At 65.4% G+C, this 21583-nt stretch carries 26 protein-coding genes; 17 read left to right on the forward strand and 9 right to left on the reverse strand.

Going from position 1 to position 21583, the window contains the following annotated elements; all coding sequences use genetic code 11:
• The first annotated feature begins 193 nt into the window (after window positions 1-193).
• The 3 genes from uvsE to LAQ58_RS14600 are packed head-to-tail and all read left to right on the forward strand — an operon-like array spanning window position 194 to window position 2253.
• Window positions 194-1177 (forward strand): UV DNA damage repair endonuclease UvsE, encoded by a 984-nt coding sequence (uvsE, locus tag LAQ58_RS14590; protein WP_224448172.1) that lies wholly within the window; start codon window positions 194-196, stop codon window positions 1175-1177.
• Window positions 1178-1209: 32 nt separating this feature from the next.
• Window positions 1210-1950 (forward strand): tetratricopeptide repeat protein, encoded by a 741-nt coding sequence (locus tag LAQ58_RS14595; protein ID WP_224448173.1) that lies wholly within the window; start codon window positions 1210-1212, stop codon window positions 1948-1950.
• Entirely contained in the window at window positions 1951-2253 is a 303-nt protein-coding gene (locus LAQ58_RS14600) for a DUF424 domain-containing protein (RefSeq protein WP_224448174.1), read from the forward strand.
• A gap of 154 nt (window positions 2254-2407) precedes the next feature.
• Here the strand turns inward: LAQ58_RS14600 and LAQ58_RS14605 are convergent, their stop codons facing one another.
• Window positions 2408-2809 (reverse strand): CBS domain-containing protein, encoded by a 402-nt coding sequence (locus LAQ58_RS14605; protein ID WP_224448175.1) that lies wholly within the window; start codon window positions 2807-2809, stop codon window positions 2408-2410.
• A 185-nt stretch (window positions 2810-2994) separates the two neighbouring features.
• Here LAQ58_RS14605 and sufS point away from each other — a divergent pair, with 185 nt between their 5' ends.
• The 4 genes from sufS to LAQ58_RS14625 all read left to right on the forward strand — a co-directional run bounded on the left by sufS (window position 2995) and on the right by LAQ58_RS14625 (window position 6260).
• Window positions 2995-4272 carry a bifunctional cysteine desulfurase/selenocysteine lyase SufS gene (gene sufS / locus LAQ58_RS14610; RefSeq protein WP_224448176.1) on the forward strand — a complete coding sequence of 426 codons (1278 nt, stop codon included), beginning with the start codon at window positions 2995-2997 and terminating at the stop codon, window positions 4270-4272.
• 60 nt (window positions 4273-4332) lie between these two features.
• Window positions 4333-5514, forward strand: a complete 1182-nt coding sequence (thrC, locus tag LAQ58_RS14615) for a threonine synthase (protein ID WP_224448177.1) — start codon at window positions 4333-4335, stop codon at window positions 5512-5514.
• Between the two features lie 69 nt (window positions 5515-5583).
• Window positions 5584-6006, forward strand: a complete 423-nt coding sequence (locus LAQ58_RS14620) for an iron-sulfur cluster assembly scaffold protein (protein WP_224448178.1) — start codon at window positions 5584-5586, stop codon at window positions 6004-6006.
• A 122-nt stretch (window positions 6007-6128) separates the two neighbouring features.
• Window positions 6129-6260, forward strand: coding sequence for a rubrerythrin-like domain-containing protein (locus tag LAQ58_RS14625; RefSeq protein ID WP_224448179.1), 132 nt, complete (start codon window positions 6129-6131; stop codon window positions 6258-6260).
• Window positions 6261-6281: 21 nt separating this feature from the next.
• Here LAQ58_RS14625 and radA read toward each other — a convergent pair whose 3' ends face one another.
• Window positions 6282-7313: a DNA repair and recombination protein RadA gene (radA, locus tag LAQ58_RS14630; protein WP_224448180.1), complete on the reverse strand. Its 1032-nt coding sequence runs from the start codon at window positions 7311-7313 to the stop codon at window positions 6282-6284.
• Window positions 7314-7444: 131 nt separating this feature from the next.
• Entirely contained in the window at window positions 7445-8056 is a 612-nt protein-coding gene (pspAB, locus tag LAQ58_RS14635; protein WP_224448181.1) for a PspA-associated protein PspAB, read from the reverse strand.
• Between the two features lie 126 nt (window positions 8057-8182).
• Here pspAB and LAQ58_RS14640 point away from each other — a divergent pair, with 126 nt between their 5' ends.
• Window positions 8183-8491, forward strand: coding sequence for an antibiotic biosynthesis monooxygenase family protein (locus LAQ58_RS14640; RefSeq protein ID WP_224448182.1), 309 nt, complete (start codon window positions 8183-8185; stop codon window positions 8489-8491).
• Between the two features lie 38 nt (window positions 8492-8529).
• On the opposite strand, the gene htpX is transcribed toward LAQ58_RS14640, so the two are convergent.
• The gene (gene htpX / locus LAQ58_RS14645) at window positions 8530-9399 is read right to left on the reverse strand and encodes a zinc metalloprotease HtpX (protein WP_224448183.1); all 870 of its coding nucleotides are present in this window, start codon (window positions 9397-9399) and stop codon (window positions 8530-8532) included.
• Window positions 9400-9613: 214 nt separating this feature from the next.
• On the opposite strand from htpX, the gene LAQ58_RS14650 reads away from it, so the two are divergent.
• From LAQ58_RS14650 to LAQ58_RS14660, 3 genes are all read left to right on the forward strand, one after another.
• Window positions 9614-10531, forward strand: coding sequence for an NAD-dependent epimerase/dehydratase family protein (locus LAQ58_RS14650; protein WP_224448184.1), 918 nt, complete (start codon window positions 9614-9616; stop codon window positions 10529-10531).
• Between the two features lie 44 nt (window positions 10532-10575).
• Window positions 10576-11208: a phosphoribosyltransferase gene (locus LAQ58_RS14655; RefSeq protein WP_224450181.1), complete on the forward strand. Its 633-nt coding sequence runs from the start codon at window positions 10576-10578 to the stop codon at window positions 11206-11208.
• Between the two features lie 147 nt (window positions 11209-11355).
• Window positions 11356-12477, forward strand: a complete 1122-nt coding sequence (locus LAQ58_RS14660; protein ID WP_224448185.1) for a 60S ribosomal export protein NMD3 — start codon at window positions 11356-11358, stop codon at window positions 12475-12477.
• 97 nt (window positions 12478-12574) lie between these two features.
• On the opposite strand, the gene LAQ58_RS14665 is transcribed toward LAQ58_RS14660, so the two are convergent.
• Window positions 12575-12763, reverse strand: a complete 189-nt coding sequence (locus LAQ58_RS14665; RefSeq protein ID WP_224448186.1) for a DUF7317 family protein — start codon at window positions 12761-12763, stop codon at window positions 12575-12577.
• 368 nt (window positions 12764-13131) lie between these two features.
• Between LAQ58_RS14665 and LAQ58_RS14670 the strand changes: the two genes are divergently transcribed.
• On the forward strand, window positions 13132-14031 hold the full coding sequence (locus tag LAQ58_RS14670) for a hypothetical protein (protein ID WP_224448187.1): 900 nt from the start codon (window positions 13132-13134) through the stop codon (window positions 14029-14031).
• A 24-nt stretch (window positions 14032-14055) separates the two neighbouring features.
• Here the strand turns inward: LAQ58_RS14670 and LAQ58_RS14675 are convergent, their stop codons facing one another.
• Together LAQ58_RS14675 and LAQ58_RS14680 are read right to left on the reverse strand one after the other, a co-directional pair.
• Window positions 14056-15903 (reverse strand): helicase C-terminal domain-containing protein, encoded by a 1848-nt coding sequence (locus LAQ58_RS14675; protein WP_224450182.1) that lies wholly within the window; start codon window positions 15901-15903, stop codon window positions 14056-14058.
• Window positions 15904-15982: 79 nt separating this feature from the next.
• Window positions 15983-16186 (reverse strand): DUF7561 family protein, encoded by a 204-nt coding sequence (locus LAQ58_RS14680; RefSeq protein WP_224448188.1) that lies wholly within the window; start codon window positions 16184-16186, stop codon window positions 15983-15985.
• A gap of 84 nt (window positions 16187-16270) precedes the next feature.
• On the opposite strand from LAQ58_RS14680, the gene LAQ58_RS14685 reads away from it, so the two are divergent.
• The 3 genes from LAQ58_RS14685 (at window position 16271) to LAQ58_RS14695 (ending at window position 18948) form a co-directional block, all read left to right on the forward strand.
• The gene (locus tag LAQ58_RS14685; RefSeq protein ID WP_224448189.1) at window positions 16271-17137 is read left to right on the forward strand and encodes a YkgJ family cysteine cluster protein; all 867 of its coding nucleotides are present in this window, start codon (window positions 16271-16273) and stop codon (window positions 17135-17137) included.
• Between the two features lie 61 nt (window positions 17138-17198).
• The gene (locus LAQ58_RS14690; protein ID WP_224448190.1) at window positions 17199-18185 is read left to right on the forward strand and encodes an NAD-dependent epimerase/dehydratase family protein; all 987 of its coding nucleotides are present in this window, start codon (window positions 17199-17201) and stop codon (window positions 18183-18185) included.
• Between the two features lie 28 nt (window positions 18186-18213).
• Entirely contained in the window at window positions 18214-18948 is a 735-nt protein-coding gene (locus tag LAQ58_RS14695) for a DUF7530 family protein (RefSeq protein ID WP_224448191.1), read from the forward strand.
• A 4-nt stretch (window positions 18949-18952) separates the two neighbouring features.
• On the opposite strand, the gene LAQ58_RS14700 is transcribed toward LAQ58_RS14695, so the two are convergent.
• Window positions 18953-19129 carry a DUF5786 family protein gene (locus LAQ58_RS14700; RefSeq protein ID WP_425490662.1) on the reverse strand — a complete coding sequence of 59 codons (177 nt, stop codon included), beginning with the start codon at window positions 19127-19129 and terminating at the stop codon, window positions 18953-18955.
• Window positions 19130-19237: 108 nt separating this feature from the next.
• On the opposite strand from LAQ58_RS14700, the gene LAQ58_RS14705 reads away from it, so the two are divergent.
• The gene (locus tag LAQ58_RS14705; protein ID WP_224448192.1) at window positions 19238-20242 is read left to right on the forward strand and encodes a DUF5784 family protein; all 1005 of its coding nucleotides are present in this window, start codon (window positions 19238-19240) and stop codon (window positions 20240-20242) included.
• 89 nt (window positions 20243-20331) lie between these two features.
• On the opposite strand, the gene LAQ58_RS14710 is transcribed toward LAQ58_RS14705, so the two are convergent.
• Window positions 20332-20616, reverse strand: a complete 285-nt coding sequence (locus tag LAQ58_RS14710) for a DUF5789 family protein (protein WP_224448193.1) — start codon at window positions 20614-20616, stop codon at window positions 20332-20334.
• 130 nt (window positions 20617-20746) lie between these two features.
• Here LAQ58_RS14710 and LAQ58_RS14715 point away from each other — a divergent pair, with 130 nt between their 5' ends.
• Window positions 20747-21583, forward strand: a complete 837-nt coding sequence (locus LAQ58_RS14715) for a PHP domain-containing protein (protein WP_224448194.1) — start codon at window positions 20747-20749, stop codon at window positions 21581-21583.

Below are 21583 nucleotides of genomic sequence, written 5' to 3' on the forward strand. Positions count from 1 at the left end.
TTACCACCCACCGGGGATAAAGCGTCGGTAACTGGAGGGTGAAAGTGAACAGGTCGAAGGCCGAGCGCGCGGTAAGCCGCTCGAAACGTACGAATTCCGCGGCGTTGTTCACTTCCGATTCGGGGCGACAGTACGCTTACCCACGCGCGGCCCTACCGGAGAGTAGAGCGGTTCGCTGACCGCCCTCACCACGATGACCAGATACGGCTACGCCGCGATGAACACGACCCTCCGCGAAGAGAACGTCCGAACGAACCGCGGGATGCGACAGGCGACATTCGAAGAGCGCGGCCTCTCGTACGCCGGCGAGTTAGCCGAGCAAAACTGTCGAGATCTGCGCCGAATCGTCGAATGGAACCTCGACCACGACATCCACTTCTACCGGATCACCTCGGACCTGCTGCCGTGGTACAGTCGGTACGCCATCGACGAGTTACCGAACGCGGCGGCCGTCCGCGAGGAACTCGAAGCCGTCGGCACGCTCGCCGCCGACCACGACGTTCGGCTGACGTTCCACCCGAACCACTTCGTCAAACTGGCGAGTCCCGACGACTCCGTCGTCAACAACGCCGTCGTCGACCTCGAAAACCACGGGTCGCTCATGGACGCCATCGGGCTGTCGCGGACGCCGTACAACGCCATCAACGTCCACATCGGCGCGCACTACGGCGACAAGGAGGCAACCGGACGACGGTTCTGTGAGAACCTCGACCGCCTCTCGGCGTCGGTCCGGACTCGACTGACCGTCGAGAACGACGACAAACCCTCACTGTGGAGCGTCTCCGAACTGGTCGACGTCGTTGCCGGACAGAGTCCGGCAGCCCATCGGACGTCGTCCGATGACGTTGCCGACGAGACAGGGATTCCAGTGACGTACGACGAGCTCCACCACCAGTTCGCGCCCAGGGGACTGACGCGACGAGACGCGGCGCGGTTGGCCGCCGACACGTGGGAGACGACGCCCATCTTCCACTACAGCGAGTCGCGACGGCTGTACGAGACAGGGTCGACAGTTCGTCCGCAGAACCACAGCGACTATGTTCGCGGCCCGATTCGGACGTACGGCACCGGCGCGGACGTGATGATCGAGGCGAAGATGAAGGAACGAGCGCTCCTCCGGTATCGGGAGCGACGCGCCGCGGCGGGCGAACGGAGCAACGACGCCCGCGGGACGTAGCGCTTATCCAGCGTCGCCGCCAAAGCCGGGGCATGACCGACGACGGCGACCGAAAGCATCGCTACTCCGAAGGACAGGGGTTCGACGATGCCTACGACGACTTCACGCTCGACCCGCCGGAGCTGAAAGTCGACCCCACGAAGGTCGACCCCGTCGACTCCCGCGTCTTGGCCGACATTCTCGACCGACGCAACGTCGACCGCGACGACGTCGACGTCAAGAGCCTGATGGAGGTCGGCCTCTCGTACATGCAGATAAACCGTTTCGAGGAGGCGACCGAGACGTTCGCCCGCGCGGCGCAGTTCGCCGAGGAGGAGAGCCTCGAAGCGCAGGAGGCGTGGGTGAACAAAGGCGTCGCCCACGCGGAACTCGAGGAGTTCGACGAGGCCATCGGCGCCTATCGGGAGGCGCTCCGCGCAAACGAGCGCTCCGAACACGCCGCCACCGCCGAGACGAATCTCGCGTACGCGCTCTGGGAGTTCGGCGAGGTAGAGGAGGCGCTCGACCACGCCGAGCGCGCCGTCGAAATCGACCCGCGCTTCCCGCAGGCGTGGTACAACCGCGGCTTCTTCCTCTCGGAGCGCGGCCTCCACGAGGAGGCCGTCAACGCCTACGACAACGCGCTCCGCCTAGGCATGCGCAACGCCGACCTCTTAGAGGAGAAAGCGAGGGCGCTCGAAGAGCTCGGGGAGTTGGAGGAGGCCGAGGAAGTGCAGGCGGAGGCCGACGAACTCCGCGAGCAGGCCGAACAGGAGATGGTCGAGGAGTTCTGAATGCTGGTTCGTGAACGCCAGACGCCGGAGGGACTGCTCGTCTCGGTCTGCGACCCCGACTGCATCGGCGAGACGTACGAAAACGGTCGGGTCTCGCTGACCGTCACCGAGGAGTTCTACGGCGGCGACGACGCCGAAGAAGCCGACGCCGACGCCGTCGTCGACAGCCTCACCCGGGCGACGGTGGCGAACATCGTCGGCGAGGAGGCCGTCGGCGTCGCTATCGAGGCCGGCCTCATCGACGAAGAGACCGTCCTCGACGTGGGCGAGACGCGCCACGCGCAGTTGCTCTGGATGCGGTAGCGCCTTCTGGAGGCTTCGGATTCGGTGACGTCGCTCCGGAGAGCGTCGGAAACGCTTCCGCGGAGGACAGACGAGCGACGCCTCACGCGGTGCAGTCTCGTCGAGAACGCGGTTCTGTACGCTGTCTCCGTCGCGGGACGAGTTCGTCCCGTGACTACGACGGACTCGGGTTGCGGACCTGCGAGAGGTACGCCGCGAGATCCGTCGTTGTGATGATCCCGATGAGGTCGTCGTCGTCGACGACCGGCAGGTGGTGAAAGCCGTGTTCGATCATGCTGTCGGCGACGTCGCGGATCGGCGTCTGCGCCGTCATCGTGATGGGGTTCGCCGACATGTACACCGACACCGGCGTCTCGTCTTTCGGCTTTCGCTCGGCGACGATGCGGACGAAGTCGGTCGACGTGAGGATACCTTCGAGGTGGTTCTCGTCATCGACGACGAGCACTGAGCCGATGCCGTTCTCCATCATCGTTTTCGCGGCCGTCTCGACGAGCGTATCGGGCGTAACCGTGTGAAGCGACGAAGACATCAACTGCGCGGCGAAGATATCGTCCATGAATTTTCATTGTCTGTGGCGGTGATAAGAGTTGTCGTGGCGGAAGCGGTCGTGGCGAGTCGACCGTGAGAGGCGGACGCTCGAAATCGTCGACCGCTCGAATTCGCGCTCGACGTAACCGTAAGCGGTTACGCACGCCCGTCAGACCGAAGAGATGTTAGTGCTCCGTCCCCTGCAATCGCGTAATGAGCACGCAGGAGTCGTACCCCATCGACGTCGACGCCATTCGCGAGGAGTTTCCCATTCTCCAGCGGAACGTCGGCGGCGACGTGACGATCCCGGGTCCCGACGAGGGCGACGACACGCCGCTCGTCTACCTCGACAACGGCGCGACGAGTCAGACGCCCGACACGGTGGTCGACGCCATCGCTGACTACTACCGCACCTACAACTCGAACGTCCACCGCGGCATCCACCACCTGAGCCAGGAGGCGTCGGTGGCGTACGAGGAGGCCCACGACCGCGTCGCGGAGTTCATCGGCGCAAACGGCCGCGAGGAGATCGTCTTCACGAAGAACACCACAGAGAGCGAGAACCTCGTCGCCTACGCGTGGGGGCTGAACGAACTTGGCCCGGGGGACAGCGTCGTCCTCACGCAGATGGAGCACCACGCCTCGCTCGTCACGTGGCAGCAGATAGGCAAGAAGACGGGCGCGGACGTGCGGTTCATCCGCGTTGACGCCGAGGGCCGCCTCGACATGGACCACGCGCGCGAACTCGTCGACGACTCGACGAAGATGGTGAGCGTCGTCCACGTCTCGAACACGCTCGGCACCATCAATCCGGTATCGGACCTCGCCGACCTCGCCCACGACCACGGCGCGTACATCTTCGTCGACGGCGCGCAGTCGGTACCGAACCGCCCGGTCGACGTGCAGGCCATCGACGCGGACTTCTTCGCCTTCTCGGGGCACAAGATGTGCGGCCCGACCGGCATCGGCGTCCTCTATGGCAAGGAGGAGATTCTCGAGGAGATGGAGCCGTACCTCTACGGCGGCGACATGATTCGGCGCGTCAGCTATGACGACGCGACCTGGGAGGACCTCCCGTGGAAGTTCGAGGCCGGGACGCCGCCCATCGCGCAGGGCGTCGGACTCCACGCGGCCATCGACTACCTCGACGACATCGGGATGGAGAACATCCAGCGCCACGAGGAGCAACTGGTCGAGTACGCCTACGACGAACTGACCGCATTCGACGACGTGGAGATCTACGGCCCGCCGGGCGACGACCGCGGCGGTCTCGTTGCGTTCAACCTCGACGGCGTCCACGCCCACGACCTCTCCAGCATCGTCAACGACTACGGCGTCGCCATCCGCGCGGGCGATCACTGTACGCAACCGCTGCACGACACGCTCGGCGTGGCGGCCTCGGCGCGCGCGTCGTTCTATCTCTACAACACACGCGAGGAGATCGACGTGCTCGTTGACGCAGTGGACGAGGCGCGGCAGTTGTTCGGGTAGTTCGTTCTTGTTTTCCGCCGAACGCGTCGCTTATCCCGCCTCGCCCAACACCGACTACCGATGACCGAGCGCACCTGTTACGCCTGCGGCGCGACGGCCGCCGCGCCCGCGACGCGCTGCGACTGCGGCGAACCGCTGTGGTTGGCGTGCAAACCCCTCGATTTCGACTGGAACGCCATCGTCGACGCGCCGGGAATGTGGCGCTACGCCGAGTTACTCCCGTTCGAATCGCCCGGTGGTCTCGCCGACGCCGCAGGCGGGACACCTCTTCTCCGACTCCCGCGCCTCGACGAGTTCGCCGGTGTTCGTCTCCACCTGAAAGACGAGGGGTCGAACCCGACCGGGAGCTTCAAAGATAGAGGAAGCGCCCTCGGCGTCGCGGCGGCGCTGGCGTCCGGTGTCGACGCCGTCGGAACCGTCTCGCACGGAAACATGGCGATGAGCACCGCCGCCTACGCCGCGAGCGCGGGTCTCGACTGCGTCGTGCTCGTGCCCGACGACATCCCGGAGTCGCGAATCGACCTCATCTCGCAGTACGGGCCGGCGCTTCTCCGCGTAGCGGGCGACTACGCCGACCTCTACGACCGGTCGTTAGAATTCGGCGAGGAACTCGAAATCCCGTTTCTCAACTCCGACGTGCCGGTGCGCGTCGAGGGACAGAAGACGACAGCGCTCGAAATATACGAGGCGTTCGCGCCCGAGATACCCGACGCCGTCGTCCTCCCGGTCAGCAGCGGCGGCCACGCAAGCGGCGTCTGGAAGGCGCTCGAGGAGTTGCGGGCAGCGGGCGTCGTCGACCGACTGCCGCGCCTGTACTTCGCGCAGGCCGCCGCGTGCGCGCCCATCGCTGAGGCGTTCGCCGCTGGTGACGAGTCGGTCTCAGCCGTAGACGGCGGCGAGACAATCGCGTACTCCATCGCGAACGCCGACCCGCCGAGCGGAACGCGGGCGCTCGCGGCGGCGAGAGAGACCGGCGGCGGCGTCGTCGCCGTGACCGACGAAGAGATACGCGCGGCGCGGCGGACGATAGCCGAGCGCGGCGGTCTGAGCGTCGAATCCGCGTCGGCGACGAGCCTCGCAGCGATTCGACGACTCGCCGACGACGGCGAACTCGCGGCCGACGACGACGTGGTCGCGGTGGCGACCGGGAGAGGGATTTCGGAGTCGCCGCCGGAGTCGGACGCCGCGAGCGTCGACCGGGTCGGCATCGACAAACTCCGCGACAGACTCGCTGCGCGCTGAGTTCGAGAAGAGAGCCCGCGAGCGGCCCCGGAACCCTTTTGCGTCGCACCGGCCTACCCGAAGGCAACTATGGGTATGGGCTCGGACATGTACCGGCAGCAGATTCTCGACCACTACAAGAACCCGCGAAACTACGGTGAGATGGAGAATCCGACGTTCTCCCACGTGGGCGAGAACCCCTCCTGCGGCGACACGATTCGCGTCGACGTCCGCCTCGAAGACGACGACGAGACGATCGAGTACGTCTCCTTCACCGGCGACGGCTGCGCTATCTCGCAGGCCAGCGCCAGCCTGCTCTCGGAGCGACTGCAGGGGACGACGCTCGACGAACTGGAGGCGATGGACACCGACGACGTGACCGAGATGCTCGGGGTCGACATCAGTCCAATGCGAATCAAGTGTGCGGTGCTCGCACGCCAGGTGACGCAGGACGGAGCGAAGCTCTACGAGGGCGAACTCGACGACCTCGACAGGACCGTCACCGAAGAGTAGTCAGCGTTGCGACGTCGCACCTCGGTGGCCGTCGACAGCCGCCAGAGTGGTTCTTCTTCCCTGTGCGTCACTCAGGTCGAGACGATGCAAAAGGATACGCTATCGTATCGCGTAGTAGTGGTATGTCACAGCACCCCATGCAGACGTACGAGTGCGCCGACTGTGGGCGCCGAGTGCAGACGAACACGCCGCCGGGACACTGTTCGGCGTGCGGCGGGGAGATGCTGAACATCAGCACCTCCCGAAATAATTAGGGAGAGAGGAGTTTTACGGCGTTATTCCGGCTTCAAACCTTCGTTCTTGACGCGTATGACGGCCTCACCGTCGGGGAGGTTCGGCGCGTCGACGAGGCGGACGATACGCTTGTCGCCCTTCGATTTGCGGAGGTACATCCGGAACGTCGACTTGTGGCCGAGGATGTTGCCGCCAATGGGCTGGGTCGGATCGCCGAAGAACGCGTCGGGGTTGGCGGACACCTGGTTCGTGACGATGATTACGCAGTTGTGGAGGTTACCGACGCGGTCGATGTCGTGGAGGTGGCGGTTGAGCTTCTGCTGGCGGTCGGCGAGATTTCCGCGGCCGACGTACTCGGCGCGGAAGTGCGCCGTTAGCGAGTCGACGCAGAGGAGGCGAACCGGCCACTCCGTGTCGGTGTGTTCGCTGGCGAGTTCCTCGGCCTTCTCGGCCAGCAGCATCTGGTGGTTGGAGTTGAACGCCTTCGCGACGTGGATCTTGTCGAGGAAGTCGTCGATGAGTTCCTCCATCGCGTCGTCGTCGGACGGGGTGCCCTCGATTTCGCGGTCGTCCATCGTCGCCTGCAGCACGTCGTCGTCGAGACCGCGGACCATGTCGTCGATGCGCTCGGGTCGGAACGTGTCCTCGGAGTCGACGAAGATGCAGGAGCCGCGGAGGCCGCCCTGCTCCTTCGGGAGCTGGACGTTGACGGCCATCTGGTGCGTGATCTGGGACTTACCTGCGCCGAACTCGCCGTACACCTCGGTGATGGACTGGGTCTCGAGGCCGCCGCCGAGGAGGTCGTCGGCTTCGGGGATCTGCCAGCTGAGCTTGCCGATGGTCTCGCGGCGTTCGAGCACCGCCGAACCGGTCTCGAAGCCGCCGATGTCGGCGGCGTCGCGGGCGGCGAGCACTACGTCGTTGGCCGTGCTTTCGCCGATGTCGGCCTTCGAGCCGAGGTCGCTCGGACTCGCGACGGCGATGCTCTCGTACGTCCGATAGCCGGCTTCCATGAGCTTGTCTGCGGTCGCGGGGCCGACGCCGGGGAGGTTTTCGAGGTCGTCATCTGCCATTGTACATCCGGCTTACGCCCCACCGGACATAAAGCCTCGTTAACAGGGGAGTGAAAGTGAAACTGGACGCGGGCGTGGCGGTCGTTGATTAGCTGACGAGAATGTTCAAAATTAGAGAATAAGAGGGCGTGTCAGTCCCACGGGTGGCCGCCACGTTGGTCGGGCCACAGCGGATACCAGTACTGTTCGTCGTCCTCGATGCCGAGTTCGCCGTCGAGCACCGACTGGAGTTTGAACTCGACGCGCTGGTTGCGTTCGTGGCCGCGTTTCGGAGCGAACGGGTAGTACGCCCCCCGACGGAACGAGTAAATCCAGTACGCCCGCACGTCATCCTCGGGTTTCTCGAAGCCGAAGACCGCCGCGAGGAGCCGAGAGCCGTAACCGCGTTCGATGAACTCGTCGGCGGCGAAGTGGATGCTCGTCACGAGATCCTCGGGGTCGCTGTCCTCCAGCACCACCCACTGGTAGCCGTGGCTGTCGGCGTGGCGTCTGAACGTCGTCCCCGTCTCCTCGCTACCCGCGTGGAGGATGGCCTCGACTTCGTCGAGCGTCTCGGCGAAGTCCGTGCTATCGACCGACGAGAAACAGAGCGCCGCCGCGCCGACGGAGTCGTAGCTGAGGTCCGCCTGCATCGTGAGATACGCGGTGGACATCCCAAAGAGGTCCTCGGGGTCGGCCGCGCGCGTCGCGTCCGCCTCCGCGCGGAGACCGAGCACCGAGCGGATGGAGTCGAACAGTCCCATACCCGTCGTTAGATTCCCGGGGATTAGGTCGTTTCCACTCGCGGGGCCGTGTCCGTCGAATTCGGCGACTCAGTCGCGAAATTGGTCCCGAAAACGTGAACTGACCGGGGAGAGTCAAGTCGACAGATGTACGCTGCGAGGTTCAGATTCCGTCCGGGCGAGTACGACGACGAGTTCCACCGCTTGAACGAGCGCGTCGAACGCGCCGCCGAGTCGAACTCTGGCTACCGGGGCAGCGAGAGCTGGGTCTCCCCCGACGGCGACGAGCGACTCGTCGTCTACTACTGGGAGTCGCTGGACGCGCTGAGAGCATTCTCGCAGCATCCGGACCACCTCGAAGCGAAGCGGCGGTACGAGGAGTGGTACGACGGGTACGAAGCGGCGGTTTTCGAGGTGCTTCGACGGTACGGCGACGGTCGATTGAGCGGCGAGTAGAAGACGGACGGAAGATCAGTTCGACAGTCGGAGCGCGCTCAGACCCCTTCCATCTCGCGCTCCAGTTGCCGAAGCTGCTCGACGCGGTTCTCGGTGGAGGGGTGGGTGCTGGCGATTTTGCCGATGAAGCCGCTGCGGATGGGGATGATGAAGAATGCGTTCATCTCCGACTGCTCGCGCAGGTCCTCCTTCGGGACGTTGTCCATCCGGCCGTCGATAGTGAGGAGCGCGGAGGCGAGCGCCGACGGGTTGCCGGTGATGGTCGCCCCCCCGCGGTCGGCGGCGTACTCGCGGTAACGCGAGAGCGCGCGGATGAGCAGGAACGACACGATCCACACCACGAGCGAGACGAGAATCGCGACGATGACGGGCGCGCCGCCCTCGCGGCGGTTGCCGCCGCCGAACCAGAAACCCCAGCGGACGATCATGAACGCGACCGTCGAGAGGAACGAGGCGATGGTCATCACCATCACGTCGCGGTTCTTCACGTGCGCGAGTTCGTGGGCCATCACGCCCTCTAACTCGTCCTGGTCGAGCGTCTGCAGGAGGCCAGTCGTCACGGCGACGGTCGAACTCTTCTGACTTCGACCGGTCGCGAACGCGTTCGGGACGCGCGACTGCGCGACGGCGACGTTGGGTTTCGGAAGGTCAGCCTGCTGACAGAGGCGGCCGACCATCGCGTGTAACTGCGGATACTCGTCTTCGCTGACCTTCTTCGCGCCCATGCTGTACAGCGCGAGTTTGTCGCTGAAGAACAGTTGGGCGACGAAGAAGATGCCCACGAACACGAGCATGTACGTGTAGCCGAATTGGGAGAGTACCCCCACGAATACGATGTAGAGGGCGAACAGGAGGAACATCGTGAGCGCCATGCGCCCGCGAAGCCCCCAGTCGGGTTTCCATTCCATGTGCGAACATACCGTCTGTGAAGCATAAACCCTGTCGGAAACGGAGGCCGAACAGTGCGATATTCGAAAACGGGCGGAGGAAGTCGGTCGTTCGTCGACAGTCGAACGTCGCCGACGGACCGAGTCCGGCGAACACGGCTCTGGCAACCACGACGATTCGGCAACCCGGAGGGGGCGGGCGAGGCTACTTGCCTCCGACCACCGTCGAACGCGTATGGACACCGTACTCGTCACCGGCGGCCTCGGACGCTCCGGTCGCTGGATAGTCGACCGCCTCGCCGACGACTACGAGGTCGTCTGCGTCGACCTCTCGCAGCCGGGCTTCGAGGTCCCCGAGCACCCGCGCATCGACTTTCGCGCCGCAGAACTCACAGACCGCGGCGAGACGTTCGACCTCGTCTCAGAACTGGAGCCCGACGCCGTCGTTCACTGGGCGGCGCTCCCGTCGCCGACACGTCACGCCGGGGGCCGGGTGTTCGAGACGAACACGATGGCGGCGTACAACGTGCTCGTCGCCGCCGCACGAGAGAACGCGAAGGTCGCGTGGGCGTCGAGCGAGAGCGCCTACGGCTTCCCGTTCGCCCGCGAGACGACGCTGCCGGACGAACTTCCGATCACCGAGGACCACCCGCTGCGCCCCGAGGACCCCTACGGAACCTCGAAGGTCGTCGGCGAGGAGCTCGCGAAGATGGTCGTCCGCCGGTACGGCGTCTCGGTCGCGTCGATTCGACCGTCGTGGATTCAGTACCCCGGCGAGTACAACTGCCGCGACCGCGAGGACCTCCGGGAGGGCCGACCGCTCTCGGAGATCGGCCTCGAATCGGGCGTCGGCAACTTCTGGTCTTACGTCGACGTGCGTGACGTGGCGTCGCTCGTCGCGACGGCGCTCGACACCCAGTTCGACGGACACGAGGCGTTCCACGCCGCCGCCGCGGAGAACTACCTCGGCGTCGCGACGCTCGACGCCGTCGAAGCCCAGTTCGGCGCGCTCCCGGACGACTGCAACCTCGACGGGGAGTCGTCGGCGCTGTCGACGGCGAAAGCCGAGCGGGTACTCGACTGGCGACCCTCTCACTCGTGGCGCGAGGCCGTCGAGGAATCAGTCGCCGAGCCTGACCTCCTCGCGGACTGACCCGCGGTGGCTTTTTGCGACTCAGTGGCACACGGTAGCGCATGGTGTTCGACGACAGAACCGACGCGGGCGAGCGGTTGGCCGACGTGCTCGAACGCCGCGACGTCGACGCCGACGTAGTGCTCGCGATTCCGCGCGGCGGCCTCCCGGTCGGGCGGGTCGTCGCAGACAGACTCGGCGCAGAGTTGGACGTGGTCGTCGCGGAGAAACTCGGCGCGCCGGGCAATCCCGAACTCGCCATCGGGGCCGTCGCGGGCGACGGGAGCGTCTGGCTGAACGACGACCTCGTCGACCGACTCGGCGTTTCGTCGGCGTACGTCGAACGGGTCAGAGAGGTCGAGGCCGAGAACGTCCGCGAGAAGGTGGCGTCGTATCGGGGCGGAACGGCGGTTCCGCAGTTGGAGGGCGAGCGAGTCGTCCTCGTCGACGACGGTATCGCGACGGGCGCGACGGCTATCGCCTGCCTCCGACAGATACGAAACGCTGGAGCGGCGCACGTGACACTCGCCGTTCCGGTCGCTCCCCACGACGCCGAGTCGCGACTGTCGGGCGAGTTCGATACGTTTGTCTGCGTTGAGTCGCCGAGGGGGTTCGGCGCAGTCGGCCAGTACTACCGCTCGTTCGGGCAGGTGTCGAACGAGGAGGCGCGGGCGATACTTGAGTCGTACGAACCGTGAGGGCGGAGCCAGCCACGAGCGCAGAGTCGAGCGGACTGCAACTCCTGTGCCGTACGGTCTGTGAGAGACCGAGAAAGGGTGAGAGGCGGAGCGACGGCGGCAGCGGTAGTCGTCGCTCTTAAACATCCGAGCGACTTACCGGGGGCAATGAGTCAAACGCGCGAGTTCTGTCCGCGCTGCGGTAACCCCGTCGAGGAGCGGTCGGAGCCGCTTCCGGGTGCGCCGCGCGAGCGCGACGAGGTGCTCTGCAACGCGTGTTACTTCGAGGGTTTCGATCTCGTGGACGCCCCCGACCGGGTAACGGTCCGCGTCTGCGCGAACTGTGGGGCAGTCCACCGCGGCAACCGCTGGGTCGACGTGGGGGCACGCGACTACACCGACGTCGCCGTTGACGCCGTCAGCGAGTCGCTCGGCGTCCACCTCAAGGCCCGCGACGTGTCGTGGGCCGTCGAACCCGAGCAGGTCGACCAGAACACGATTCGGATGCACTGTCAGTTCTCCGGCGTCGTCAGGGACACCTACGTCGAGGAGGAGGTCGTCGTCCCCGTCTACATCTCTCGGGAGACGTGCCAGCGCTGCGGGCGCATCGCCGGCGGCTACTACGCCAGCGAGATTCAGGTCCGCGCCGAGGGCCGCGAACCGACGCCCGACGAGCAAGCGAGAGCGGTCGACATCGCCGAGGAGTTCGTCGCCAAGCGCGAGGAGTCGGGCGACCGAAACGCGTTCATCACCGAGACGAAGGAGGTCGCGGACGGCACGGACATCAAGCTCTCGACGAACCAACTCGGGCAGGCGGTCGCCACGCGAATCACCCGCGAACTCGGCGGCAGCGTCGACAGCTATCCGACACTCGTCACCGAGGACAGCGACGGCAACGAGGTGTACCGCGTCACCTACGCGGTACGTCTGCCGAGATACACGCCCGGTACAATCATCGACCCGGACGACGGCGACGGCCCGGTGCTGGTGCGCAGCGTCAAGGGGAACCTGAAGGGGACGCGCCTGACGACGGGCGACCGCTACGAGGCACGCTTCGAAGAGGGCGAGACGCCCGACGCCCGCGAACTCGGGTCGGTCGACGACGCTGCCGAGACCACCGTCGTCGCCGTCGAGGACGACCACGCTGTGCAGGTGCTCGACCCCGAGACGTACCAGTCGAAAACCATCGCGCGGCCGTCGTACTTCGACGCCGACGCCGAAACGGTGCCGGTGCTCAAGAGTCGGGTGGGACTGCACATCCTCCCGGAGGACGCCGTCAGCGGAGAGTGAGAAGCGGCGAGAGCGAGAGGCGGGAGCGAAGGTGAATCGCACCGCTGTGCGGATCTGAGACCTGGTTTTGCGGAACGAGTTAGGGCGAAAAACGAACTCAGTCGGCGCGGGCGGGAGTCACCGACTCGGTCGACGACGGCGCGGTATCGTGAAGCGCGATACCGTGGGCGGCGAGCACCTTCCGGAACTCCGCTTGCGTCTTCCCGGCGCGGGAGGCGGCCTGCGCGAGTGTCAGGGTTCCGCTGCGGTACAGCGTCAGCGCCGTCGTGAGGGAGTGAGTGTGCATCTGCGTTCGAGGACTGGTACAGAATACGCGCATGTAAAGCTATCGTGTGAAGTCGTGCCACTACCCGAGGGAAGGCCGTGAATTCTCACGTGTTTGTCCACTACCCAGATTTAGAAAACAACATACCTTCACTAGTATTAACGATCGTGTTAAATCTGTTCGGCAAATTCTGCCAAACGGTGAGTGAACAGGTACAAATGGAGGTGTGCCGAACGCGAGAATATGGACCGACAGCAGTGGATCGCAATCTTCTTCGTCGTGCTCATGATCGGGTCGTCCGTCGTTTACGCGGGTGCGAGTCTGTTCTGAACTGAACGAGCACGCAAGACGACCAGAAAGCGTTTATCATCCCCTTGTCAGCATGGGGTATGCGTCGCCGTACGTTCCTCGCGACTGCCGCAACCGCGCTCGGCGTGAGCCTCGCCGGATGCGCCGAGCCCGCCGCCTCCCTCTACGTCTCCGCCGTCGACGATGGCGAACTCGCCGAGCGGGCGAGCCGACGAGTGGGCAACCGGACCAAACCCGTCGTCCGCGACCTTGTCGCGAACGGTTCTGCGACCGTTCCCGAGGACGAACCGCGCCCCAACACCGACAAAGTGACCGAGTTCGAGGGTCGTTACTACGAGTTCTCCTCGGAGGTGGCGACCTCCGAGACGCGCAACTCCTACACCGTCGGGTTGGACTACGACCCGCCGGACACCGAGGGCGAGAGGGTCGAACTGTCGAAACTGCCGCGAATCGACCGCGAACTGCTGACGGAGTTGCTGGAGTTCAAAGACGAGACCCAGACCGGCGAGGGACCGGACGCGGGAACCAGACGAGTGTACTCGACCGCCGATGAGGAGGCGTCCGAGCTGGTTCCGAATCCGGCGTTCGAGTTCGTCGACGTCGACGACGAGACGTATGGCATCAGCGTCGACGGCCCCGAAGAGACCGAGTTCGAGACGTACCGATACACAGCCGAGGAAGTCGCTGGAAGCGCCGGCGAGTACGCCAGCCAGATTCGAGACGAGTACCTGTTCACCCTCTCTGGGCTGTCGGACGCCGAACGCAGTCTGTTTGAGACGGCCGTCGAAGACGGCAGCGTTAGGCAGGAGGAGGAAGCTACCGAGGAGTTCCAGTCGCTCGCAGGCAAGATTCACACCCACGAGGCGTTCGAGCTAACCGAAGACCGGTCGAGCGGATGGTACAGCGGCCAGTGGCTGCTCGAATACGAAGGAACGGCGTACTGGGTGCGCCTGACCCTTAACGACTGGGACGGCGAATAGGGAACACGGTCGTCACCCGGAACCTCAGCCGTCGCCCCAGACATCCGACAGCGGGTGATTTTTCCGTTCCTCTTCGCTAGAACGGACGCCGCTCTTGCCGCGTCGGCGACGGCGGCCGAATCCGCGGTTGTCGCGGGTAAAGCTGTCGTTCTCGTTGCCGCTGCTATCTGAGGTCGAACGACCACCATTCGCGCTGCCTGCACCGCCGACGCTGTCGAGGCCGCCAAGCGCCGCTCGCGGGTCGAATTCGGGGAGATTCGGCGTTTTCGTCCGGTCGACTTGCTCGGCGAACCAGTCGGGCGTGTCGGCCCGTGCGCGCTCGAACAGGTCCAGGAGGCTGGAGTCGGCGAGGTACGTCGCACCGTGGTCATCGGGCGCGCGGACGACCCGTCCGCAGGCCTGAATCACGGTTCGGAGCGCGGTGCGGTGGTACCAACTCCACTGTCCCTCTTCGAGGCGGCGGGCGACTCGGGAGTCGCTCGTATTGAGGTACGGCGCCTTACAGAGCACCTGCCACCGGCAGAGATCACCTTTCAGATCGAGCGCTTCCTCCATCTTCACCGAGAGAAAGAGTTCGGGGTCAGAACTCGCCTTCCACGCGTCCAGCTCCGCGTCACGATTCTCCTTACTGTGAGTTCGGACGCGCTCGCCGACGCCGAAGTTGACGAGCAACTCGGCGAGGCGCTCCTGAATGCTGTAGGAATGCGCGTGAATCAGCCCCTTCTCGTTCGGATGTCGCGCCATCAGGCGGACGACGAGGCGCGCGATCTTCGGGATAGTTTCGTCGCGGTGTTCGAACGTCATCCGTCCCTGCGTCACGTCGTACAGCAGTCGGTTCTCGACGGGGAACGTGTGCGGCACGTCGACCAGCGCGACGTCTCTGGGGTCGAGACCGACCTGCCGACAGAAGGCGTCTTTATTGAGAATAGTCGCCGACAGCAGCGCGAACTTGTTGCCGCGGTCCCACACCGTGTGATGGAGGTACTTCTCGGGGTTGAGCGGCTTGATGACCACCTGCGTTCCCTCGCCGCCGGGTTGGTCGACGACCCACGTGGTGGCGCTCGTCGGATCTCGGTAATCCTTGACGAACCAGTCGAGTTCGGAGCGGAGTTCTTGAAGCCTATCGCGGCGGGCGGCCTCCTCGGGCGTGAGTTCAGGTTTCGTCAGGAGTTCGTCCTTGGCGCGCTCGCAGACGCCCGAGAGCGTCTCGGCGAGGCGGGCAGCGCGTTCGACCGAATCGTCCGCGCCAGCGACGTCCGGGATGCCCACGTCGTCCCAGACCGGCACGGTACGAGGGTTCAACTCGATGGTCGCGTACATCTCGGCCCACTCGGCGAGACCGTGCGCCTCATCGACGACCACCACGTCGCGCTTGCGGAACACGTCGCTGCCGGCGGTCTGCATGAAATACGCGAGCGTCATCGCCGCGATGGATTTCGAGGAGGCGATGGCGCGGTCCGAGAAGTACGGGCAGCGGTGGCGAACCGTGCAGTCGAAGCCTTTCTGGCGGACGCACGGCGCGCGGTTGACGGGCGTATCGTGTTCGCCCGGGAGGATGCAGGTGTAGTTGCGCTTGCCGCGGATGATGCTCAGGTCGTCCAAGAGCGACTCGCTCTCCACGTCGTCGAGTTGCGACACTTGGGGCGTCGTGTAGTAGGCGTCGGTGGCGTGTTTCGGTTCGGACTCCTCGACGGTGCGGGCGCATCCGGCGATGGCGCGCGCGAGCAGCGACTTGCCGCTACCGGTCGGCGCGCGGACGAGCACCACGTCGTTGCCGGCGGCGAACGCGTCTCGAATGTCCCGGAGCGCCTGCTCCTGATTGCCGCGGTAACTCGGCGCGGGGAAGGCGTCGAAGATGCGCTCGGGGTTCACGCGCAGAGCCACCGCGGGCAACGGCCTAAAGCCACCGACTCCGCGCAGGTGTCCGAACTCGGTTTCGCGCGACCCACGGTTACAGTGCCTTCACGTCCGCCGCCGTGACGTCGCGGTCCTCGGGCAACTGCTCGATGCAGTCGAAGCAGAGAAAGCAGTCGGTGCCGTCGGCGAGTTCGAGCGCCATCCCCCCGGACGGCCCGTAGTCGAAGCTCCAGAAGTCGCCGATACCGCCGCCGATGCGGATTTTGAGATTACAGCCGTCGCAGCGTGCCTTCGCCATGCTCGACACACTAGCCAAGGCGACGGAAGACACCTTCGGGCAGCCGTGGCACTGTTTAACATCCAACGTCCCGACGTGTCCCACATGAAGGTGAACTGCGAGGGATGCGCGGGGTGCTGCATCGACTGGCGACCTATCGCACCCGAAACCCTCGACCACGAACGTCGCGGGCGGCGCGACCCGCTGGACGACACCTACAACCTCGTGCCGCTGACCCGCGACGAGGTGAAAGCGTTTCTCGACGGCGGCCTCGGCGACGTGATGACGCCGCGGCTGTTCGGCGCCGCCGACGAGACTAGATCGGTTCGCGTCGACGGCTACGACCTCGCGGCACTCGGCGGTCGGCCCGTCTTCTACGTCGGTCTTCGCAAGCCGCCGAAGCCGGTCGGTCCGTTCGGCGTCGACCCGACGTGGCTCGACACCTGCGTCTTTCTCGACCCGGAGACGCTTCGCTGCCGCATCCACGACACTGATCTCTACCCCGCGACCTGCGGCGACTACCCCGGACAGAACCTCGCGCTGGGCCAGGAGACGGAGTGCGAGCGCGTCGAGCGTAGCTACGACGGCGACCGGCTCCTCGACGACGAACCGCCCGAGAAACTCCAAGGACTGGCGCTCGGCCCGCAGGCGCTCGGCTCGAAACTGTTCGTCTACCCCGACCCCGAGGAACTCGCGGGCGTCGTCGAGCGTCTCGCCGCCGGAGAGGCGACAACGGCGGACCGCGCGCTGTTCGTTGGGGCAGCCGCAGGGTCGAGGCCGGGAACGGCGGCGGTCGACGAGCAGAAAGCCGAGACAGCCCGAGAGCGGGCGATGGATGCGGAGTCATGGGCTGGAGAACTCGTCGACGCGTGGACCGACCGCGCCGGACGTCGCGGGAGCGGCGCGGGAGACGTCTCGGAGCGGTCGGCGTTCGAGGAACGCCGGGGCGCGCCGCCGGTGGCAGAGTGGTGACCGAGGCGAGGAGTCGGTGCGTCGGGAACAGTTAACCGCCTCACGCCCCACATCACGAACTATGAAGGTCCTCGTGACGGGTGCGACGGGATTCGTCGGCGGACAGTTGGTTCCGGCGCTTCGGACCGCCGGACACGACGTGACGGTGCTGGTCCGCGACGTCGACCGGTACGACGCGCCAGCGGGCGTCAACGTCGTCGAAGGCGACCTGCTCGAACCGAACCAGTCCGAACTCGTCGTCGGCGACGGACCGACCGGCGAGCAGTCGCTCACGACGCTGCTCGAGGCGCTTGAGATAGAGACGGCGTACTATCTCGTCCACTCGATGCAGGCCGGGGTGGACTTCGAAGAGCGCGACCGGCGCATCGCGCGGCGGTTCGTCCGCGTCGTCGCCGACACCGACGTCGCGCGAGTGCTCTATCTGGGCGGACTCGGCGAGGAGCGCGACCAACTCTCGAAACATCTCCAGTCCCGGCGAGAAGTCGAGTACATCCTCTCGCAGGGTGAGTACGACCTGACGACGCTCCGGGCGGCCATCATCGTCGGCGACGGGAGCGCGAGTTTCGACCTCGTCGAGCAACTGGCGCGGCGACTCCCGCTGATGGTGACGCCGCGGTGGGTCCAGACGAAGTGCCAGCCGATCGCCATCGACGACGTGGTCGCGTATCTCGTCGGCGTGCTCGACCACCCGGAGACCGCGGGCGAGATGTACGAAATCGGCGGCCCAGACGTAGTGACGTACGAGGAGATGCTGCGTGAGACCGCCCGACAGGAAGGTCGCCGACTCGTCATCGTCCCCGTCCCGGTGTTGACGCCGCGACTGTCGGCGTACTGGGTCGGACTGGTGACCGACGTTCCGCCGAGCATCGCCCGCCCGCTCATCGACGGCCTGAAAAATCCCGTCGTCGTCGACGACACGCGAATCAGAGACGTCGTCCCGTTCGAGTTGACGCCGTTCGAGGAGGCCGTCGCGGCGGCGCTCGGTACCCACGAGGAAAGCGAGACGACGGCGGTGACGGACGCAACGAGTGCGCCGAAGACCAACTGAAAGCCGAGACGACGGGGACGAAGAGAGGATGCAGCGACAGCGATACGAGCAGACGGCGCAGTCCGAACCGGAGTACGGCGACACGTGGGTGTACGAGAGCATCGTCGGTGCGCTCCCCGGCATCAACCTGACCGAGTGGCAGGCGGTGCTGCTCCAGATCGCCATCTTCGAGGTGTCGCTTTTGTTTTTGGCGTGGGCTTACGACCTCTGGGACGCCGCGCTCGCCGGGACAGCCGCCGTCTTCGTCGCCGCCGTGGGCAGTCTCGCGATGGTCCGCATCGGCGAACGAACGCGTTCGCTGACGCTGCCGGAGTCGTACCAACGACTGCTGTTCGGGTCGAGCGTCGAAGTCGTCCTCGCGGTGCTCGCGTTCGTCGCGCTCGTCACCCACCTGTTCGTCTTCGATCCCGAGCGAGCGGCGAACCCCCTCGTCGAGTCGCTGTTCGGCGAGCGCCCGGACGTGATTCCGGTATACTTGATGCTGCTCGTGCTCTGGGACCTCTGTTACCGCATCGGGACGTCGTGGTGGGCGTCGGTCGTCTCGCTGTGGCGGTCCTATCGGTTCACGTTCGACGCGGAGACGGCCTCGGAACTCCGACGCGTGGACCTGATGAACATCGCGTTCGGTCTCACGCAGTTGGTACTCGTGCCGTTCATCGTCGATCGACCGGTGTTGCTGTTCGCTGTCGGCGGACACGTCGTCGCCGTGACTATCGTCTCGACGCTGGCGGTGCTGACACTGGATGTCGAAGAAAACGTGTGAGAACTCAGCGTTCGCCCTTCAGCTTCCGGAACTGGTCGAGCAGTTCCTCCGTCGAGTCACCGGAATCGTATTCGAGGCGTCCACGGAACTCCGTGCGCGCCTCGTCGAAGTCCGCGTCCACCTGACTCGTTTTCTGCGCGCGACGCTCGTGTTCGTCCTCGTCATAGGCACCCATTGACATGCTATGATATCACTTAACAATTCTTGTATATATACATAACGATTGGTCAGATTTCGGGTACGGAGCACGCACGGAACACGTAAGGTCTCCCACCGGCAACTCGGCGTCGTGGCACGACCTCTGCGGTTCCGGCACGCGCCCGGTCGATGGACCGAACAGCGCGTCCGACACGACGTATACTCTCATCTCGATTCGAATCTCGGCGCAGCGATGAAGCGTCCCTGGTTCAAGCCACCCTCGGGGTACGAGGCGCGACGCTTCGAGATGGACAACGGCGATACGGCGCTTTTCTGCTGGAACGACGACGGCGCGTACTGGCTCGGAAACACGGAGACACCGAGTACGCTCTGGCGCACGGAGAAGTTCGGCTTCACCGATGTTCCCTACCCGATCTGCCGGTGGGCCGAGCGCGAGCTGCTCGCGCAGTTGTACGAGGAGACGCCGTGGCTCGAACCGTTTCCGCACCTCTCGTGGTTCTTTCTCCCCGTGTTTCTCTCGAAAGACGGGCGACACACGACGCGACGGTTCTTCGACGAACACGCCGCGGGCTTTCCCGACGCGACGCGCGACCAGGCGCTCTCTTTCTACGAGTCGTTTCTGAAGACTGGCGTGCTCGACGAGTACCGCGAACTGATGGCCGGGAAACTGGGTACCTCGAAGCAGCTCGATTTAGTCCGGATGAGCGCCTCGATGGGCGAGTTCAACGCAGCCGCGCTGCTCACCGAAGCGGAGTACAACATCACCCCCGAAATCGAGGTAACGACCGGTCACTCGCTGGACTACCGGGCCGAACGCAACGGCGAGGGAACGCTCGTCGAGGTGACTCGGCCGCTGCCGACGAACCGCCGGAGCGCCGGAACGCCCGTCGCCGCCGTCCGCGACACCGCGGAGACGAAGACCTCCGGCCAGTTGGAGCGACACGGTGGCGGCGTCACGCTGTTCGTCGACTGCTCGTCGTTTCCGGACGACGATTGGCGGGCGGTCCGCGCCGAGAAACCCGACGTGAGACACCGTCCGGCGGTCGTCTTCCGGACGCGACCCTCCGGCGACGTCGAAGCGTACAAGAAAGGAAGCGTCCCGCTCGAACTCGACGGTGCCGTCGAGTGGTTCTGAGCCCTCTAACAGGCTCGAAAATCGGATGATTGGGCGGGTCGGCGTACTGGCGGCCCGACGCGCCCGGAGCGGATGGATGGACTAGAGCGTCAGAAGGAGACCTGCCCGGCGTTACCTTCACCGAGCGTCGGCGCGTCCCTGTCGCTGTAGAACCGCCGTCCGATGGCTTCGTGACCGACGCCAGTGAGCAACGCCTCGTACACTTCGTCGGCGTCGGCGTACGTCTGCGAACCGAGACGTTCGAGCACGGTGCCGACCGTCTCGGATCCGTTCTGTAGGTGGATCGTCTCTGTGCCGTAGGCGCTGACGAGTTCGTCTGTGGTCGCGGGGAAATCGTGGCTCTCAACGAGGTCGCTGGTTCTATTCAAGCGCATCATCTGTATTGTGCCCGCCGTAGTTCATAATGATTTTCCATGTACGTCATTAGTCGCAATTGAGGAACCATAGTTCCTTAATGATCCTTAATGTCGGGGCGTTTTTCCCGGCTGCGACCGAGCGATCGCTATGGTCATCGCCGCCGACCTCCACGTCCACACGACCGCCTCCGACGGCCGACTGACGCTCGACGCGCTCCCGGCGGCCGCGCGGGCGGGCGGCGTCGATTGGGTCGCCGTCACCGACCACGACACGTTCCACCCGGGACTCGACACGCCGGTGAGCGTCCGCGACGGAGTTACGGTGATTCACGGCCTCGAACTCCGCGTCGACGTCTCCGAACGAAGTTTGGGGAGCGGTGAGACGGCCTCTAACGACGCCGGAGAGATGCAGGTCGACCTACTGGGCTACGGGGTCCGGCGAACCCCCGCGCTGACCGACGAACTCGACCGACTCCAGCGGAACCGCGTCGAACGCGGCGCGGAGCTCGTCGACCGCGTCGAATCGTATCTCGACGTCGACCTCGACGTCGAGCCCCGGCCGGGCATCGGCCGCCCGCACGTCGCCCGCGCCGTCGACGCGAGCGAGGCCGACTACGACTATCAGGGCGCGTTCGACCACCTCATCGGCGACGACGGACCCTGTTTCGTGCCGCGTGAGATTCCGACGTTCGAGCGCGGAGCTGAGTTGCTCTCGAAGGCGTGCGCGATCGTCTCGCTGGCGCACCCGTTCCGGTACGACGACCCCGAGACGGCGCTGTCGCTGGCGACCGACCTCGACGCCGTCGAGCGCTACTACCCCTACGAGTACGAGGTGGACGAGGCGCTCGTCGACGAGTTTGTCGAGCGCGAGGGGCTGCTCACGACGGGAGGCAGCGACGCCCACGGGACCGAACTTGGCGTCAGCGGCGTTCCCCCAAAAGCGTTTGCGGCGATTCGCGAGCGGTTACCAGAAGCGGTGGCTTAA

This window comes from Haloprofundus salilacus (assembly GCF_020150815.1).
In the GTDB taxonomy this organism is placed as follows: Archaea; Halobacteriota; Halobacteria; order Halobacteriales; family Haloferacaceae; genus Haloprofundus; species Haloprofundus salilacus.

Excerpts from the sequence above, each read along its gene's own strand:
- uvsE (WP_224448172.1), top strand. The coding sequence starts at position 194 with ATGACCAGATACGGCTACGCCGCGATGAACACGACCCTCCGCGAAGAG.
- LAQ58_RS14595 (WP_224448173.1), top strand. The coding sequence starts at position 1,210 with ATGACCGACGACGGCGACCGAAAGCATCGCTACTCCGAAGGACAGGGG.
- LAQ58_RS14600 (WP_224448174.1), top strand. The coding sequence starts at position 1,951 with ATGCTGGTTCGTGAACGCCAGACGCCGGAGGGACTGCTCGTCTCGGTC.
- LAQ58_RS14605 (WP_224448175.1), bottom strand. The coding sequence starts at position 2,809 with ATGGACGATATCTTCGCCGCGCAGTTGATGTCTTCGTCGCTTCACACG.
- sufS (WP_224448176.1), top strand. The coding sequence starts at position 2,995 with ATGAGCACGCAGGAGTCGTACCCCATCGACGTCGACGCCATTCGCGAG.
- thrC (WP_224448177.1), top strand. The coding sequence starts at position 4,333 with ATGACCGAGCGCACCTGTTACGCCTGCGGCGCGACGGCCGCCGCGCCC.
- LAQ58_RS14620 (WP_224448178.1), top strand. The coding sequence starts at position 5,584 with ATGGGTATGGGCTCGGACATGTACCGGCAGCAGATTCTCGACCACTAC.
- LAQ58_RS14625 (WP_224448179.1), top strand. The coding sequence starts at position 6,129 with ATGTCACAGCACCCCATGCAGACGTACGAGTGCGCCGACTGTGGGCGC.
- radA (WP_224448180.1), bottom strand. The coding sequence starts at position 7,313 with ATGGCAGATGACGACCTCGAAAACCTCCCCGGCGTCGGCCCCGCGACC.
- pspAB (WP_224448181.1), bottom strand. The coding sequence starts at position 8,056 with ATGGGACTGTTCGACTCCATCCGCTCGGTGCTCGGTCTCCGCGCGGAG.
- LAQ58_RS14640 (WP_224448182.1), top strand. The coding sequence starts at position 8,183 with ATGTACGCTGCGAGGTTCAGATTCCGTCCGGGCGAGTACGACGACGAG.
- htpX (WP_224448183.1), bottom strand. The coding sequence starts at position 9,399 with ATGGAATGGAAACCCGACTGGGGGCTTCGCGGGCGCATGGCGCTCACG.
- LAQ58_RS14650 (WP_224448184.1), top strand. The coding sequence starts at position 9,614 with ATGGACACCGTACTCGTCACCGGCGGCCTCGGACGCTCCGGTCGCTGG.
- LAQ58_RS14660 (WP_224448185.1), top strand. The coding sequence starts at position 11,356 with ATGAGTCAAACGCGCGAGTTCTGTCCGCGCTGCGGTAACCCCGTCGAG.
- LAQ58_RS14665 (WP_224448186.1), bottom strand. The coding sequence starts at position 12,763 with ATGCACACTCACTCCCTCACGACGGCGCTGACGCTGTACCGCAGCGGA.
- LAQ58_RS14670 (WP_224448187.1), top strand. The coding sequence starts at position 13,132 with ATGCGTCGCCGTACGTTCCTCGCGACTGCCGCAACCGCGCTCGGCGTG.
- LAQ58_RS14680 (WP_224448188.1), bottom strand. The coding sequence starts at position 16,186 with ATGGCGAAGGCACGCTGCGACGGCTGTAATCTCAAAATCCGCATCGGC.
- LAQ58_RS14685 (WP_224448189.1), top strand. The coding sequence starts at position 16,271 with ATGAAGGTGAACTGCGAGGGATGCGCGGGGTGCTGCATCGACTGGCGA.
- LAQ58_RS14690 (WP_224448190.1), top strand. The coding sequence starts at position 17,199 with ATGAAGGTCCTCGTGACGGGTGCGACGGGATTCGTCGGCGGACAGTTG.
- LAQ58_RS14695 (WP_224448191.1), top strand. The coding sequence starts at position 18,214 with ATGCAGCGACAGCGATACGAGCAGACGGCGCAGTCCGAACCGGAGTAC.
- LAQ58_RS14700 (WP_425490662.1), bottom strand. The coding sequence starts at position 19,129 with ATGTCAATGGGTGCCTATGACGAGGACGAACACGAGCGTCGCGCGCAG.
- LAQ58_RS14710 (WP_224448193.1), bottom strand. The coding sequence starts at position 20,616 with ATGCGCTTGAATAGAACCAGCGACCTCGTTGAGAGCCACGATTTCCCC.
- LAQ58_RS14715 (WP_224448194.1), top strand. The coding sequence starts at position 20,747 with ATGGTCATCGCCGCCGACCTCCACGTCCACACGACCGCCTCCGACGGC.